This is a genomic window from Ferdinandcohnia sp. GQ5, from assembly GCF_059759275.1.
Genome location: NZ_JCAXEW010000009.1, coordinates 162,968 through 180,563 on the forward strand (window position 1 = coordinate 162,968; position 17,596 = coordinate 180,563).

The following is a 17,596-nucleotide window of genomic DNA, read 5'->3' on the forward strand; positions in this document are numbered from 1 at the left end:
AATGAAAGTCGCCATTGTTTATACATCAATCACAGGAAACACAGAGGAAGCAGCAGGAATCATCAACCATTATATGAGAAGGTATACAAGTGAGTGTTTGATCTATTCGGTAGAACAATTTCCTTTTTACGAATTAGAATCCTTTGGTGTCGTCATCATCGGTACCTATACATGGGGGGATGGAGATATTCCTTTAGAAATGATTCAGCTTTACCGTGCTTTTGAGAACAATCATACAAAGGGTATAGTAACGGGTGTATTTGGTACTGGGGATCAATGCTATCCAAATTTTTGTGGGGCGGTTGATAAATTTCGCGATATGCTTTACGTACACTCAAATTTAGCAGCTACATTAAAAATTGAACTAATGCCACAGCAAATGGATGAACATCGATTTGAGCGCTTTGCCCAAGTTGTAACAGATCGAGTAAATAGTCAAAAGGGTATCACTGTTTAGTGGTACCCTTTTTCATAGGAAAATTTTAAACGTAAACCCATGGCAATGTTAAAAATAAATACTCCAATGAGCATCACTAGTAATATAGGAAAATCTAAAGTTGATGCAATGATTGGACCAAGGCTAGCGCCGGTTAATAATGTAAATGAATATAACGAAATAGCGGAACCACGTGCGTGTTCCCCCAACTTTCCTACAAGGGAAATGATTGAAGGGAAGAGCAAAGATATTGACGCAACAAAAGGTACGCTTAGAATTGCGATTAATCCAGGTGTTTGGGACATGAAAAGAAAAATAAGACTTGTGGTAGCTAGGATTAGTCCAAATAATAATGTTCTACGGTCTCCAAATCGTTGTACAAATTTTCCGGTAAATAGGGATAAAGATGCACCAATCAGTCCAATTGCCCTGATTTTGAATAATGTCTGTTCGTCGGCCCCATGTTGTTCATTTAAATATTGACCGATTCCATCATAGAACGCAACAAAGGATAGCAAAATTGAAAAAGTGATGATATAGCATATGACTAATGCAGGGTTTCTTACAATTTTATAAAAGTCTTGTAAAAGGGATGCATCATCTTTTTTCGTAACTGGTAAACTGGGGTATATGAACAAACTACCAATAAAAAGAACAAGATAGATACCAGCAAAACAATAAAAAACATTCTCCCAACCATAAAAATATGTGATACTTGAGCTCATAAGCTGTCCGAGTATTCCGGCAATTAAAAAACCGCTATTAATAAGGGCTAGTACAAGGGTCTGATGTTGAACTGGAAATATTTCAAATGTGTAGGCAAACGCTACCGGTGCAAAGCTTCCAAGTGCAAACCCCTGTAAACCACGAAAAACATATAGACTTGCCTCGTTAAAAGAAAAACTAACTAACCCAGTCGTAACAATTGATAAGAATAAGCCATATACAATCACTTTTTTTCTGCCTACCCTTTCAGAAAGTGGACCAAAGGTTAGTAACCCAATAGCATAAAAAAACGAAAAAATGCTTCCTCCAAGTACTGCTTTTTCAATAGAAATATGAATTGAATCTGAAATACTTTGATAAATGGGAATAAATGTGTAGATATTAGCCGCAACAAATAACCCCGTAATAATAAGCAAAAATGCTACAAGAAATAAATGCTTCAAGATAAACCACCACCCTTTTGTAAGATATGCCTAAACTGGAATTATTGTTATGAAAAAGAACATTTCTAGAATCTGGATGGTGTTACAATTCACTGTTCGACATTTTTTTTGATACAATTAGAGGATAAGAATGAAACGAATTATTTCTCTCTCTTTAGGAGGTTACTATATGTCTCTACAATTTATATTAGGACGTGCTGGTACAGGTAAAACATACACATGTCTTGAAGAGATTCGATCAAAGCTTATTGAAGATCCTACTGGTTCTCCAATTGTGTATTTAGTTCCAGACCAAATGACGTTCCAATCAGAATATGATTTAATCAATACCCCTGGAATTGGCGGTATGATGAGAGCTCAAGTATTCAGTTTTACTCGTTTGGCATGGCGAGTTTTGCAAGAAACAGGGGGGATGAGCCGTTATCATGTGAATAATGTTGGAGTGAATATGCTGCTTCGTAAGATTATTGATTCCAAAAAACAGGACCTTAAGGTTTTCTCACGTGCTGCCGATAAAAATGGATTTATTACTCAAATGGAAGAAATGGTCGCGGAGTTTAAACGATATTGTGTTACTCCTGAAATTCTTAAAGAACAAAAACAAACAGTTGAACCTGATAACAAAGTACTTTCAGATAAATTACATGATCTTCAACTTTTATATGATGAATTAGAAAAGCATCTATTTGAGAAATATGTGGACTCTGAAGATTATTTACGACTTTTAGCGGAAAAAATTCCTCAATCGACCTATATGAAGGAAGCTGAAATCTTAATTGATGGCTTCCATAGCTTTACCCCACAGGAGCTTGAAGTCTTAGGACAGCTCATGAAAGTCTCAAAGAAAGTATCAATTGCTTTAACGATTGATAAGGCGTATGAAGTTCCGCCACATGATTTAAGTCTTTTCCGAATGACTGGAAAAACCTATCAATCTATTATTCAATTCGCTCAAGAAAATAGGATAAAGGTTGAGGAGCCCATTTTGTTAACAAGTCAATATCGCTACTCCTCTGAACCTTCTTTAGCACATCTAGAAAGATATTTTGATGAAAGACCAACAATTCCATATAAAGGTAAGGGGTCAATCACACTAAACCAAGCGGTGAATCGCCGTGCTGAAATTGAAGGGATTGCGCGTGAAATTCAAAAATTAGCCAGGGATAAAAATTATCGATATCGTGATATTGCGATTATGATTCGAAATGCGAGTGATTATCATGAAATTATCGAAACGATCTTTCAAGACTATCACATCCCATTTTTCATTGACCAAAAACGATCGATGTTAAATCATCCATTAATTGAATTGATTCGTTCAAGTCTTGAGGTCGTAAATAGCAATTGGCGCTATGAGTCTGTATTTCGTTGTGTTAAAACAGATCTCCTATATCCTTTTGGTGAAGAGATTTCAACACTTCGAGAGGACATGGACAAGCTTGAAAACTATGTCCTTGAGTACGGGATTCAAGGCTATAAATGGACAAATGATAAGCGATGGAAATATAAGCGCATAAGGGGATTGGAGGATTCAGACCTTCCGCAAACAGACAAAGAACGTGAATATGAGGACAAGCTAAATGATCTTCGTGACATGATTGCCCGACCGTTACTTTCCCTAGGGAAACGTCTCCAAAAAGCGAAGGACGGTAGAGGGATGTGCGAGGCACTTTTTCTGTATTTAGAGGATCTTGAAATCCCTGCAAAAATGGAAGAGTTAAAGTTGAACGCAGAACTCGCTGGACGACTTTCGGAGGCAAGAGAAAATGATCAGGTGTGGAATGCGGTTTTAGAACTACTAGATCAATATGTTGAAATCGTTGGTGACGAAAAAGTTTCCCTAACTACGTTTAGTAACATGATTGAAACTGGGTTAGAAAGCATGCGATTTGCACTAGTGCCTCCTGCGATTGACCAAGTCCTTGTGGCAAGCTTGGAACGGTCAAGATTTTCAAACATTAAATGTACCTTTATTATCGGTGTGAATGATGGTGTCCTTCCTGCACGTCCAAATGAAGAAGGTGTATTTTCGGAATCAGACCGAGACACATTAGGTGATGCTGGTTTACAATTAGCGCCAGGAAGTCGAGAGACTCTTTTAGATGAAAATTTCCTTATTTATTGTGCACTAACTAGTCCACAGGAAGCTTTGTATATTAGCTATCCTTTAGCTAACGAAGAAGGAAAGTCACTTCTTCCATCACCCATCATAAAACGTCTGAAGGATTTATTCCCAAATGCAGAAGAAAAGTTTTACATGAATGAACCTTCAGAGTTACCAGCTATAGAACAATTAGAATACATTGTGAATCCTGATGTTGCCTTATCTTCATTGGCAACACAATTACAGGCTTGGAAAAAGCAGTATCCAATTCAGGATTTATGGTGGGATGTATACAATTATTTTGCAAACCACGATGAAATGAAAGATAAAAGTCAGCTTGTATTAAGTAGTTTATTTTATAAAAACAAACCGAAAAAGCTATCAAAAGAAATAACGGATGCCCTATATGGTGAACATATTCAAGGGAGCGTTTCTCGAATGGAAGTGTTCCAGGGCTGTCCTTTCTCCCATTTTGCAAGCTATGGACTTCAGTTGAAAGAACGGAAAGTATTCCGCTTGGAATCTCCTGATATCGGTGATTTATTCCATGCGGCTTTAAAGAATATTGCCGATTTTTTACGAAAAAATGGTATCGACTGGCGGGACTTAACAAAAGAGCAATGTGACAAGTTAGCGATAAAAGCAGTAGAAGAATTAGCTCCACGATTACAGAAGGAAATTTTATTAAGCTCAAATCGTTATCACTATATCATGCATAAATTACAAAAAATCATTAGTCGTGCATCAAAGATTTTAAGTGACCATGCGAAGGCAAGTGGCTTTGCCCCAGTAGGAATTGAGCTGGGCTTTGGTAAGAAGGGCCCACTTCCACCAATCCGCTTTAATTTGGATAATGGCAGTACAATGGAACTAATTGGTAGAATAGATCGCGTTGATAAAGCAGAAAGCTCAAATGGTGTGCTTTTACGAGTGATCGACTATAAATCTAGTCAAAAGGCACTTAATCTCTCAGAGGTTTATTATGGCCTTGCTCTACAAATGCTAACGTATTTGGATGTAATTATTACTCACTCAAAAGATTGGATTGGTACTGCTGCAAAACCTGCAGGAGTTCTATATTTCCATATCCATGATCCATTAATTCATTCAAATAAAGTCCTGTCTGAGGATAAAATTGAAGAGGAAATTTTTAAGAGATTTAAAATGAAAGGACTCTTATTAGGGGATGAGGAATCTGTTCGTTTAATGGACCAATCTCTCGGGACAGGCTACTCACAAATTGTCTCTGCAGCCATTAAGAAGGATGGTAGCTTTTATTCTAATTCACAAGTGGCAAGTGAAGAAGAATTGGGATATCTTCGCAACCATGTACGGGGAGTCTTTAAAAACACTGGAAACAGGATTACCAATGGTGAAATTGATATTGCACCATATAAACTTAAGGATAAAACGCCTTGTACTTTTTGTTCGTTTAAATCTGTTTGTCAGTTTGATCAAAGTTTAGAGGAAAATAAATACCGAGTACTCCCAAATGAAAGTAAAGACGTTATCCTCGAGAAAATTCGGAATGGAGGTGTGAAAATTCATGACTAATCTCATACCAAAGCCAGAAGGAAGTCAATGGACCGATGATCAATGGAAAGCGATTGTCTCAAATGGTCAAGATATTTTAGTCGCAGCTGCTGCGGGTTCTGGTAAAACGGCAGTTCTTGTTGAGCGGATTATCAGAAAAATATTATCTAAGGAAAATCCGGTTGATGTTGACCGTTTACTTGTTGTGACTTTTACAAATGCATCTGCGGCTGAAATGAGAAATCGAATTGGAGAAGCGCTAGAAAAAGCATTAAAGGAAGATCCAGCTTCCTTACATGTTAGACGCCAACTTAGCTTACTAAACCGTGCTTCAATATCAACGATTCACTCTTTCTGTTTGGAAGTCATTCGGAAGTTTTACTATTTAATTGACATTGACCCTGGATTTCGAATAGCAGATTCAACTGAGGCAGAGTTGATGCGAGATGAGGTAATGGAAGAACTTTTTGAAGAGCATTACAGCAAACTGGAAAACACGAAATTCTTTGACTTAGTTGATCGCTTTACGAATGACCGTACTGATGTTGAATTGCAAAATATAATTCGAAAACTATATGAATTTTCACGAGCACATCCTACTCCTAATGAATGGCTTAAGCAAATTGTGGAGGATTACCGAGTAGATGATCAAAGTTTAGATCAAACTCCGTATATTCCATATTTGTTAGCAGATATTACTCTTCAGCTTGAGGGGGCAAAAGCTAATTTAGAACATGCAATGGACTTAATTCGAATGCCTGGAGGACCTGCTCCAAGGGCAGAAAATATTGAAGCAGACCTTGAACAAATTCATCGCCTCTTACATGCGAAGAACCACTCATGGACGGCACTTTATCATGAAATGCAAACTCTTGTATTTGGCAGAGCCAAGCCGGTTAAGGGTGATGAGTATGACGAAAATCTGAAGGACCAGGTAACAAAGCTTAGGGACGATGCGAAAAAGCAGGTTGAAAAAATAAAGGAAGATTTGTTCAGCCGACCTCCTGAAAGCTATTTAGATAATATCAAAGAAATGCTGCCGTCTATTGAAATGCTTGTTGAACTTGTAATGGAATTCGGTGACAGATTTCAGAAGGTAAAAGAAGAAAAGGGACTAGTTGACTTTTCTGATTTAGAGCATTATTGTCTTGAAATTTTACGAAAAGATGGAACTTCATCAGACGAGTTAGTTCCTTCCGAAGCAGCGCTTGAATACCGACTCCAATTTGAAGAGGCTTTTGTGGATGAATATCAAGATACCAATATGGTACAGGAGTCCATTTTAAAACTAGTTACAAAAGACGGAGAAGCAACTGGAAATATGTTTATGGTTGGGGATGTGAAGCAGTCGATTTATCGCTTTCGACTTGCAGAACCCATGTTGTTCTTAAGTAAATATAAAAGGTTTACCCAATTAGGAGAAAATACTGGATTAAGAATCGATTTATCGAAAAACTTCCGTAGCCGTGCTGAGGTCTTGGACGGAACGAATTATCTGTTCAAACAAATCATGGGTGAAGCCGTTGGTGAAATAGAATATGACGATGATGCTGAGCTAAAGCTAGGCGCTGATTATCCAGAAAGTAATCAGATGGCTGCAGAACTATTGTTAATTGATAAGAATGGCCAAGAAGTAGCGAGTTATGAGCCAGAAGAAAATGAGGAAGATGAAGAGCCACTGATCCTCTTTGACGAAGCAGAGCTTGAAACAGCACAGCTTGAAGCTCGCGCGATGGCGAAGCAAATTAAGGATATGATTTACTCTGGATTCCAAGTATATGATCGCAAAGAAAATCGTATGAGGAGCATCACGTATCGCGATATTGTCATTTTGATGCGTTCAATGCCATGGGCTCCTCAAATTATGGAGGAATTCAAACAACAAGGCATTCCGATATATGCAGATCTTTCAACCGGCTATTTTGATGCGACAGAAGTCAGCGTTATGATGTCCTTATTGAAAGTGATTGATAATCCATACCAGGATATTCCACTCGCATCCGTTTTACGTTCACCAATTGTTGGGCTAGAAGCTGATGAGCTTGCCAAAATTCGAACGTTTGAAAAAAACAGTCCTTACTATGAGGCGTTGAAGGTATTTCTAGAGGAAGTATCCTCTGATGATGCAACACACGGGAAAGTCTCCGATTTTTATCATAAGTTAGATAGCTGGCGTACAAGAGCAAGAACAGGTTCATTATCTGAATTGATTTGGCAATTGTACCGAGAAACGTACTTTTATGATTTTGTAGGGGGCATGCCTGGAGGAAAGCAACGTCAAGCAAACCTTCGTGCACTTTACGACCGTGCCCGTCAATATGAAGCGACATCCTTTAGAGGATTATTTCGTTTCTTGCGATTTATTGAACGCATGCAGGATCGTGGCGATGATTTGGGTACCGCAAGAGCCCTTGGGGAACAAGAGGACGTTGTCCGCCTTATGACAATTCATAAAAGTAAGGGACTAGAGTTCCCTGTTGTGTTTGTTGGTGGACTTTCGAAGCAATTTAATATGATGGATTTAAATAAAAAATATTTATTAGATAAAGAGCTTGGATTTGGAACGAAATATGTAAATCCAACGCTTAGGATTAGCTATCCAACTCTACCTATGCTTGCGATTAAGAAGAAAATGCATCTAGAGCTGATTTCAGAAGAAATGCGCGTGCTTTATGTGGCCCTTACGAGAGCAAAGGAGAAGCTATATCTTGTTGGTACGGTGAAGGATGTAGAGAAGCAAATTGGTAGATGGCAGGCCACACTTCAAAACAAAGAATGGTTAATTGCAGACCATCTAAGAGCAGGTGCAAAATCCTATTTAGATTGGATAGGACACGGTTTAATTCGACATAAGGATGCCATGCTGTTACGAGGGGAAGAAACAGTTGACCAGATCCCAACCGACATCGTAAATCATCCAGCAAAATGGGAGATTCGTACAATTCCTTCTGTAGAGCTACAAAAAATTGAGGTTGGGGAAGAAAGTAAGCAAGAACAAATAGAAGCCGCAATGAAAGATGGAAAGCCAATTCCAGTCAGTAGTGAACTTTTAGAAAGAGTTGAACGTCAATTAACTTGGAGTTATCCATTTAAATCTGCGGCGAATAAGCGTTCCAAACAATCTGTTTCAGAAATCAAAAGACAAAGAGAGAGCATGGATGAACAAAGTGATACACTCTTTCTTCCAAAGTTCCGCTCGAGCTCTGCAGATCGACCAAGGTTCATGCAGCAAAAATCATTGACACCTGCAGAACGTGGTACAGCGATGCACATGGTTATGCAGCATATTAGCCTTGTTGAACCAATAAATGAAGAATCAATTCGTGAGCAGATTCAAAAAATGGTTCATCATGAATTAGTAACACAGGAACAGGCTGATGTTATTGATGTAACAAGTATTCTGGGATTTTTTAAATCGGATCTTGCAAAGCGTATGCTTGCAGCTGAAAATGTAAGACGAGAAGTTCCGTTTAGTGTAGCTATTTCAGCTATTGATGCCTATGCGGACTGGTCTGATGAACAGCGGGAAAATGTCCTTATCCAAGGGGTCATTGACTGTATCTTTGAGGATGATAAAGGTATTGTTCTGATTGATTATAAAACAGATACAATAACTGGGAAGTTCAGAAGCTTTGATGATGCAAAGCCAGAGCTTATAGACCGTTATCGTGTACAGCTTGAATTATATAGTAAGGCCATTGAACACATTTGGAGAAAACCACTTACAGAAAAGTATTTATACTTTTTTGATGGTGGCCATTTGTTAGAGGTGTAGTTTAAGAAGTACTGCTCTTAATTTAGGGCAGTACTTTTTATATCAATTTCCAGTTAACTCTACCATTTCCAGCCAGCCTCCTATGTTAAAATAATAGTACTGGATTACGGTTTAGAAAGGGGACTTTCAAATGAGAATTCTTCACACCGCTGATTGGCATTTAGGTCGATCACTTGAGGGAAGAAGTAGATTAGAAGAACAAGCACAATTCTTGGATGAGCTTGTAAAAATCGTCGAGGAAGAAAAAATCGATGTTGTGCTAATGGCTGGAGATGCCTTCGATACAGTAAATCCACCAGCTGCAGCTGAAAGCTTATTCTATGAAAGTATTTCTCGTTTATCAGATGGGGGTAAGCGACCAATATCAATCATTGCAGGAAACCATGATAATCCTGACCGCTTGTCAGCAGCATCACCACTTGCACACGGTCAGGGAATTCAATTACTGGGCTTGCCAACGATGGATGTCCAAACCATCTATGTACCCTCTACAAATGAAACTCTTAAACTAGCAGCATTACCATACCCGTCTGAGTCACGATTGGCTGAAGTACTATCTGAATCTCATGAAGAATTAATGCTTCGAGATAAATATGACCAACGGATTCAAGGAATCTTTGAACAAATGAGTAAAGCTTTCACACCTGAAACGATTAATATCGCAATGAGTCATATTTATGTGACAGGTGGCAGTAGCACTGATTCTGAGCGACCAATTGAAGTTGGCGGAGCGTACACCGTTGCAGCCACAAGCCTTCCGGAATCTGCACAATATGTTGCATTAGGGCATTTGCATCGCCCGCAAATGGTATCAAGAGCGAAAACCATCGCAAGATATTCAGGTTCACCATTAGCCTATAGTTTCTCAGAGGCTGGTTATGCGAAGTCAGTTACAATTTTAGATGCAAAACCTGGCCTGCCGGTTGAAATGTCTGAGGTGTTTTTATCAAGTGGAAGGCCACTTATAAGATGGAAGGCAAAAGAGGGGCTTGCTCAAGTATACAGTTGGCTTGATGAAGGCAAGGATGCAAATGCATGGATTGACCTTGAAATTCATGTAACAAATGCGTTATCAATCGAAGAGATTCATAGATTGCGTAAGTATCATAGTGGCCTGATCCATATTCGGCCTGTTTTTGATGAACTCGAAAAAGATAAACTGGAACGGACTGTAAGTACGAACACCCCAATTGATGAACTTTTTGCACGTTTTTATGAAAAACAGACTGGTGGGGCAAAACCAGAGCCTGAACTTACAAAGTTGTTTTTAGAACTCCTTACTGAAGATGCAGATGGGGAAGGTGATGAAGCATGAAACCAATTACACTCACAGTAGCAGGGCTTCATAGCTTTCGAGAGAAACAAACTGTTGATTTTGGCTCCCTTTGTGAAGGAGGAGTTTTTGGGATATTTGGTCCGACAGGAAGTGGAAAGTCCTCAATCCTTGATGCTATGACACTTGCCTTGTATGGAAAGGTTGAACGCGCATCAAATAATACCCATGGGATTTTGAATCATGCAGAAAATCAACTTCATGTTTCTTTTGTATTTGAACTTGAAAATGCCAAAGGAACAAAGCGTTATATGATTGAACGTAGCTTTAAACGACAGGATGATTTAAAGGTCAAATCCTCAGTGAGTCGGATTATTGAAGTAGGTGAGGAATCTGTTGTACTGGCTGATAAAATTGGTGAGGTAAATCAGTGCGTACAGGATTTATTAGGCTTGACGATTGATGACTTTACGAGAGCAGTCGTATTACCACAAGGAAAGTTCGCTGAGTTTTTATCACTGAAAGGTGCAGACCGTAGACAAATGCTTCAACGTCTATTCAATCTTGAACAATATGGGGACAAGCTAAATAAAAAGTTAAAGAATAAGCTAACGACAGCAAAAAACGAGTTGAACGAAGTAATAGCCGAGCAGGCTGGTCTAGGGGATGCATCAACAGAAGCAATTAAAGCTGCGGAACAAGAGCTAAAAGAAACAGAAGTTCTTCTGACTAAACGTCAAAACGAAGTTAATAAGATAGACGCTGATTTTGAAAAAAGTAAAAATATTTGGCAATGGCAGCTGGAAAAGAGCGCTCTATCACAAAAATTAGTTGAAATGGATCAAGAGAAACCGCAAATTCTTCAGCTTGAAGAAAAACGGAAGAATGCAGAAACAGCTGCTCTTATCCTGCCATATCTCGAAGAATACGAAACGGCGAAGGATGCTTTAGAAAAAGCAACTGTTCGTTATCAATCCCTACAAAGCCAGTTAACGGCAAAAAAAGAGGAAAATGAAATCAAGACCAATGAGTATCATCAGGCACGTCAGGAAAAGACTGAAAAGCTACCGTATTATCTAACCAAGAAACAAAGACTTTCAGATGCTATCATTGTTCAGGAAAGAGCAATCAGTCTAGAAAAGGAAGTAAATGAACTACAACAACAAGTGAACAACCTACAATCACTTGTACGTGAAAAGCAAAATCAGATTGAAGCGATCGCAGCATCCATTACATCAGACTCAGAAATGCAAAAAGAACGGAGAGAAAAGCTGTCTCAATTAACTGTTTCAGCAGATGTTCGTGAGGAGCTTCAAAAAGCGAATCAAATAAAACAATCCATTATGTTCTCCACTGAAAGCCTTAAGGACCAACAGACGGAATTGGAAAAGAATTGCGTACAGCTCGAGCAAACGAAAGAAAAGCTACATTCTCAATATGAGTCACTTGCCCAAGCTAAACACAAAATGGAAACCATCTTTATAAAAAATGCATCAACATATGAAACGGTTTGTGAACGGGATAGAGAATGCGAGAAGGTTATCGGATTTGCGGAAGTAAAATTATCTAGGCTCAAGCAAGAATTAGAGGATAGCCGTAGAAATAATCTTGCCATCAGGCTTGCTAACCAGCTTCAATCTGGGCAACCATGTCCAGTTTGCGGATCTACCCATCATCCAAATCCAGTTGTTCATGAGGATTATGGAGATTCCTTAGAAACACAAATTGAAAAATTGACAAATGAGATAGCATTAGCACGTAGTGTGAAACAAGAGTTTTCTACATTAAAGATTAAACTTGAACAAATTTCTGGGGGGCTTGTACAAGAATATCCAGGTGAAATGACTATCCCTCCAAAATCTAATACAGCGGTAAATGATCAGGAATTGGGTGATTTAACCGAAAAATTTCAATTTCTAATTGTCGAACAAAAATCATTACATCAGGATTACTTAAAGATTCAAGAAGCAGGAAGAAAAGTGATCCAAGAAATCCGAGCGGTCATGCAAAAAGTAAGTCAGCTAGAACAGACAATATCAATTAACGCGAAGTCCTATAATGAACTGGAAGTGCGCGTTGCAAGTTTACAACAAAAAGTGAAAGAACAGTTCATGAATTGGAAGCAAACTTTTCCTCAGCTTGAGTTCGAAACAGTTGAAGCGAAGCTTGGAGTAATATCGAAAAATGATAAGTTGGCACAAAGTCTTTCTGTTGAAATCGAAAGTGCAACAAATTTATTAGAACGAAAAGAACAAGAAAAGAAGAAATATCAGGATGACTGTAATACCATTGAACGGCATATTGTTGAAATCAAATCAACCTTAAAGGGTAAACTTGAGGCATTAACAGAAGCAAATGAAAAGCTCTCAAAAGAAGTTGGAGAAAACAACATCAAGCAGCTAGTGGCTGAAACCGAGCAAATGGTAGAAAAGCTTGAAGAAACTGAGAGTATCGCGTATGAATCTTGGCAGATGGTCCAATCACAATGTCAGAAACTCGAAAACGAAACCCATGCAGCCTTGCAGGCTGTACAAGATGGTAAGTTTCGAAGTGAAAAAGCAACAGCAAAATGGAATGATGTGCTTGAGACTACAAGCTTTAATTCAATATCTGATGTGAAGGAATCGCTTCTTTCCAAACATGTGCAATCAGAACTGCAAAAACAAATTGACATGTTCTGGGATCGTTTCAAGCAAATCCAAACTGATTTGCAAAAAGTAAATGATTTACTTAATGGTGAAGAACTAACAAAAGAAAAATGGGAAGAAATCCAAATAATACGTACCGAAATGAGAGAGATGCTAAATCAAGCAGTAGAAACAAAGGGAGCTGCATTAAAGGCTCTCCAAGTTCTTTTAGATAAACATGAGCGTTTCAACGAGCTTGAAGATAGACGAATTGAATTAGATAAACTAGTAGAGCAATATAATAAGCTACAATCCGTATTTAAAGGGAATAGCTTCGTAGAATATATTGCCGAAGAACAATTAGTCCAAGTAAGTCATGATGCTACAGATCGACTCGGTATTTTAACAAGGCAGCGTTATGCTGTTGAAGTGGATTCACAGGGTGGATTTATTATGAGGGATGATGCAAATGGCGGTGTTAGACGACCTGTGACAACACTTTCCGGAGGGGAAACATTCTTAACATCATTGGCGCTGGCACTATCATTATCTGCTCAAATCCAACTAAGGGGAGAATATCCATTACAATTCTTCTTCCTAGACGAAGGCTTCGGAACACTGGATGCAGATTTACTGGATACTGTTGTATCCGCACTTGAAAAACTTCACTCAAAACAATTAGCGGTAGGCGTCATTAGCCACGTTCAGGAATTAAGGGCAAGGCTGCCAAAACGTCTAATTGTTGAACCTGCTGAGCCTTCTGGCAGAGGAACGCTTGTAAAATTAGAAACTTTATAGAAATAGGAAAAAGGCCAGTAATGGCCTTTTTTCTATGCATTCTTTTTAATAAGTTGGTCTGCAAAATCTTCATCGTTTGTATTGGTAGCATTCAAACCATTATTTGTACAGATAAAGTCACCAGTATTAAACGAGCCTGAGCCTGAATATGTCTTACCTGTGCTCTTTGGTGAAACATAGAAGGAGTCCCCGAAATTCACAACTCCGCCACCAACACTATTGATTTTGATTGGTCCTACTATTGAGGGCATATCGCGTCATCCTTTTAGAGGAAGCTCAAAAGTCGGATAAAAATGACACATCGAATTTCTGCGTAAGTTGCTCCGAGTACATGGTGAATAACCAGATTATGCACTTGCGTCTACTAGTTTATTCACGAAGTCAATTCCTCAGCGCAAGGCTGCAAGGGAGTTAACTCAAGCAGTTGCCTCGCTCCGGTACTCAAAACTGCACCGCCTTGATCTTCTTGGTCCTTTTTGTCCTCCTATTGAAGCCTATTTTTACAATTTAATTTATCATACTATTACTTTATGAAAAACTGGGTATTTCGTTACCTGTTCTTCTTTGATTTGTCATCAAGGAGCTTTCGAATATGCTTTACCTTTGATTCAGTGTGAATCGTTTCCGTTGAACCTATTTGCATTACGGCAGCCGACGAAACTCCAGTTACCTTTATGGAATTTACCTTAATAACTGGGTTCTGATTAAATATCTCCATATTAACGGATTCAGTCACTTTTACTTTCGGAAGTTCCATTGAAAAAATAGGATATTGTGAAAAATCCCCTTCATTTGTAAAAAAAAGTGGAACCTCTCTTTGTACCGCAAGTGCCTGAGAAACAGGGGTGATTTTTTTTGAGTCTCCAATTTCTAAAATACTACTAAAAGATACAGAATTGACATAAATAAGGTCAACAACGGATATTCGTTGCATAGACATCAACCTTGTGGTGCTAATGGAACGTATGGTCCAATAATCAGTGATTCCGGTGGAGTATCAAACGCAGATGCCATTGATATTGTTTTAGCGTCCCCGATAATAAAAACAGAAGAAGTGGAGACTCCAACGATTTCAATATTCCCAACATGGATTTCTTTATTTACAACAGTAAAGTTCATGTATCGTGACCTTCTTTCAAATTATCTGGAAGATTATTCAGATAAGCTGTGATTGAGTTTTGAATATCCAATTTTATTCTTTCAACAATGGCTGTATATACCTCATGTATCCTCGTAGGATCTTGGAGTTCAGTTTGCTTTTGTTCTAAATAATAAATAATCCGTTCATTGATCTGCTTTCGAATATCTTCCACAACAAACTGGACATGCTCGTTGGGGATTGAAGTCCTTTGTTGGTTTAACTTACTTTGAATATAAACCGAGCAATCATTATTTAAGTATTCATCAATTTCATCTTCTATTTCATTAATGAAATCTTTATGGGTATGTCGGACGTCAGGTATATTCATCTTACTCTGTGAAACTGCAAAATCTTCTATTTGTTCTCCGTTCATAGGGTTTAATCCGATATTTAATGTACCTTCCAACGTTTCAACCTTAAGTTGATCAAATTTATATTCAATTTTTTCTATCTGAGTTGTTGGCCTATTCTTGATTTCTTTAAGATCTCCCTGGATGAGCTGCAGTGTCTCTTCTAGTTGTGCGATTCGTTGATTCTGTTGTTGGATATAGTAATGAAGGCTCCGAATATAAGAGTTAATGTCATAAGGATACGTGTACAACGGCATTCACCCTTTCTATCAAATACGCCTTGGTGTATTTGCGCCCGATTTTTATGCCCACAGGAAGTGGGTCATAAAGACGTTGCCACAGGAGGTGGCGTTATTAGTCTTTAATTTTACTGCTCGAAAAATTTCCTTTGAAAAATCGTGGCATCCTCCGGAGGCTTTTGCTTTATTATCGGAAGTAGTTGACTTCTAAATAATAAAGTTAAACAATGATAGTCTATAATATGCATGAACATTACCATGGGTGAATGCCTATGAAGAAGTTGGTCCGACAAGTGGAACAGCTGGCTCTGAAGTTGAAGTTTGAGATCCGATTTCTGGAGCAGGCTCCGTAAATTGCCCTGTATTATAAAGATTAGACGAAGGCTTGATTAGCCCAGCACTTCCAATTTGTAAAACGGATGAATTACTAACGCTCTCTACACGTAAAGAATGAATACAAATACTTTGGTTAATATAAAAATTCATGTCCTCATCCCTCCTTAGGCATTACCAACAATGACATTGTCAATATTATCTGTATCGTAAGTGTTCGTAACACTCTGATTATTATAGACACGAAGACCATCCCCTGTATTAAATGAGCCAGCACCTGCAAAAGTCTTGGCTGTGCTGGTAGGGGAGATTTGAAAGACATCACCAATATTGAAAACACTGCTATTTCCAACACTATTTACTTTTACGGCTCCTACGATTGCTGGCATACAAAAACACCCTTTTACAAAACGAATTTGAAGAATTACGAATAGTGATATCATTGATACGAATATAAACAGTTTTTTTTATTCTATGAGAACTGCCCAGAAGATGTGATTTTTACCATGGCTCCTCCGAAGGTTTGAACCAATAGTAGGAAATTTTCCTAGTGTTTCCAATTGAGTTCTCTTATAATCGTATATATGTAAACGTGGTAAGGAGTTGTGAGAATGAGTAATGAACGATTAAGTCCCGTATTAGGAGCAGAGCGGATTCACTCAATTGATGTTATAAGAGGGTTAGCAATATTAGGGATATTTTTTGTCAATATGCCATCGTTTTTTTCCCCCATTCTCTATTTAAATCCAGAGACATGGTGGACTGGGGATCTCAATAAGTGGACAAATAGTATCATCGATATTTTTGCACAAGCAAGTTTTTATACATTATTTTCATTTCTTTTTGGCTTTGGTTTTATTCTGTTTAAGGAAAGAGCAGTTGCTAAAGGTTATTCATTTTATCCGTTGATTTCAAGAAGATTAACTGTGCTATTACTTTTTGGATGTTTACATGCGTTCTTTGTTTGGCACGGTGATATTTTAATTACGTATGCTCTAATTGGTGCGATTCTACTATTATTTCATAAGGCAAAGCCGATTACTTTGCTTATTTGGGCATTAGTCCTTATCTTTGTTCCAAATGTTGTTCTCGGTGGACTTATGTTTGTAGCGGTGTTGTTTGAACCGGGTTTAAATGATGTTATGTACAATGAACAGCTTGCTTTAAAATCGGCAGAAATTTATGCAAACGGCGGTTTTTGGGAGATCACGAGTCAGAGATTTCAAGACTGGTATTTTGTTAATAACGTTGCAAGCATATTTGTAATGGTCATTACATTGCTACCAATGTTCCTCCTGGGTGCCTTTATCGCTAAGAAAAAATGGTTTGAAGGTCGAGATGAAGATATTAAGAAGGTTAAGATTCTTTGGTTGATCTCGCTGGTAATTGGGGTTCCTATGAAACTACTACCCTATTACACTGCTAAAAATCCTGCAACTGATTATTTACAGGACACAATCGGTGGCCCGAGTACAGCCTTATTATATGCAACGTCGATAGTCCTGTTAATGAGATTACCCGTTTGGAAAAAGCTGCTATCTCCACTAGCTCTTGTTGGAAAGCTTTCGCTGAGTAATTATCTCTTCCAATCCATAGTCTGTACATTATTGTTTTATGGTTATGGTTTTGGATTATATGGTAAGTTACAGCCATATACAGGCTTCCTTTTGACTATTGGTATTTACATTGTTCAAATCATCCTAAGTTATTTATGGTTGAGAAAATTCAGATTCGGTCCATTTGAATGGGTTTGGAGAACATTAACATATGCTAATAAGGTTGAAATAAGAAAAAAGACTATTCGCTAATGCGAATAGT

Annotated in this window: 13 protein-coding genes; 6 read left to right on the plus strand and 7 right to left on the minus strand. The window is 38.2% G+C overall.

From position 1 onward, the window contains the following. The first annotated feature begins 1 nt into the window (after position 1). Positions 2-457: a flavodoxin domain-containing protein gene (locus AC6CHV_RS12990; RefSeq protein ID WP_341332405.1), complete on the plus strand. Its 456-nt coding sequence runs from the start codon at positions 2-4 to the stop codon at positions 455-457. On the opposite strand, the gene AC6CHV_RS12995 is transcribed toward AC6CHV_RS12990, so the two are convergent. Further along, positions 454-1,605, minus strand: a complete 1,152-nt coding sequence (locus AC6CHV_RS12995; RefSeq protein WP_341332404.1) for an MFS transporter — start codon at positions 1,603-1,605, stop codon at positions 454-456. The two genes, AC6CHV_RS12990 and AC6CHV_RS12995, sit on opposite strands and share 4 nt — an antisense overlap. Positions 1,606-1,774: 169 nt before the next feature. On the opposite strand from AC6CHV_RS12995, the gene addB reads away from it, so the two are divergent. The 4 genes from addB (at position 1,775) to AC6CHV_RS13015 (ending at position 13,715) form a co-directional block, all read left to right on the plus strand. After that, on the plus strand, positions 1,775-5,263 hold the full coding sequence (gene addB / locus AC6CHV_RS13000) for a helicase-exonuclease AddAB subunit AddB (RefSeq protein WP_498079016.1): 3,489 nt from the start codon (positions 1,775-1,777) through the stop codon (positions 5,261-5,263). After that, complete coding sequence (addA, locus tag AC6CHV_RS13005) at positions 5,256-9,017, plus strand: helicase-exonuclease AddAB subunit AddA (RefSeq protein ID WP_341332402.1); 3,762 nt, start codon at positions 5,256-5,258, stop codon at positions 9,015-9,017. Before addB ends, addA begins: the two co-directional genes overlap by 8 nt. 130 nt (positions 9,018-9,147) lie before the next feature. Further along, positions 9,148-10,332, plus strand: coding sequence for an exonuclease SbcCD subunit D (locus AC6CHV_RS13010; protein ID WP_341332401.1), 1,185 nt, complete (start codon positions 9,148-9,150; stop codon positions 10,330-10,332). Further along, positions 10,329-13,715 carry an AAA family ATPase gene (locus AC6CHV_RS13015; protein ID WP_498079017.1) on the plus strand — a complete coding sequence of 1,129 codons (3,387 nt, stop codon included), beginning with the start codon at positions 10,329-10,331 and terminating at the stop codon, positions 13,713-13,715. Before AC6CHV_RS13010 ends, AC6CHV_RS13015 begins: the two co-directional genes overlap by 4 nt. A 32-nt stretch (positions 13,716-13,747) precedes the next feature. Here the strand turns inward: AC6CHV_RS13015 and AC6CHV_RS13020 are convergent, their stop codons facing one another. The 6 genes from AC6CHV_RS13020 to AC6CHV_RS13045 form a co-directional block, all read right to left on the minus strand. Next, the gene (locus tag AC6CHV_RS13020; RefSeq protein WP_099362373.1) at positions 13,748-13,966 is read right to left on the minus strand and encodes a spore germination protein; all 219 of its coding nucleotides are present in this window, start codon (positions 13,964-13,966) and stop codon (positions 13,748-13,750) included. Between the two features lie 299 nt (positions 13,967-14,265). Beyond that, positions 14,266-14,649: a spore germination protein GerPE gene (locus AC6CHV_RS13025; RefSeq protein ID WP_341332399.1), complete on the minus strand. Its 384-nt coding sequence runs from the start codon at positions 14,647-14,649 to the stop codon at positions 14,266-14,268. 5 nt (positions 14,650-14,654) lie between these two features. Then, on the minus strand, positions 14,655-14,834 hold the full coding sequence (locus AC6CHV_RS13030; RefSeq protein WP_099354282.1) for a spore germination protein GerPD: 180 nt from the start codon (positions 14,832-14,834) through the stop codon (positions 14,655-14,657). Then, positions 14,831-15,457, minus strand: a complete 627-nt coding sequence (gene gerPC, locus AC6CHV_RS13035; protein WP_341332398.1) for a spore germination protein GerPC — start codon at positions 15,455-15,457, stop codon at positions 14,831-14,833. Before gerPC ends, AC6CHV_RS13030 begins: the two co-directional genes overlap by 4 nt. A gap of 258 nt (positions 15,458-15,715) precedes the next feature. Continuing rightward, the gene (locus tag AC6CHV_RS13040) at positions 15,716-15,931 is read right to left on the minus strand and encodes a spore germination protein GerPB (RefSeq protein WP_341332397.1); all 216 of its coding nucleotides are present in this window, start codon (positions 15,929-15,931) and stop codon (positions 15,716-15,718) included. 14 nt (positions 15,932-15,945) lie between these two features. After that, complete coding sequence (locus AC6CHV_RS13045) at positions 15,946-16,167, minus strand: spore germination protein (protein WP_121445469.1); 222 nt, start codon at positions 16,165-16,167, stop codon at positions 15,946-15,948. 222 nt (positions 16,168-16,389) lie between these two features. Here AC6CHV_RS13045 and AC6CHV_RS13050 point away from each other — a divergent pair, with 222 nt between their 5' ends. After that, a complete protein-coding gene (locus AC6CHV_RS13050; RefSeq protein ID WP_341332396.1) occupies positions 16,390-17,586 on the plus strand; it encodes a DUF418 domain-containing protein in 1,197 nt (398 codons plus the stop codon). Positions 17,587-17,596: the final 10 nt, after the last annotated feature.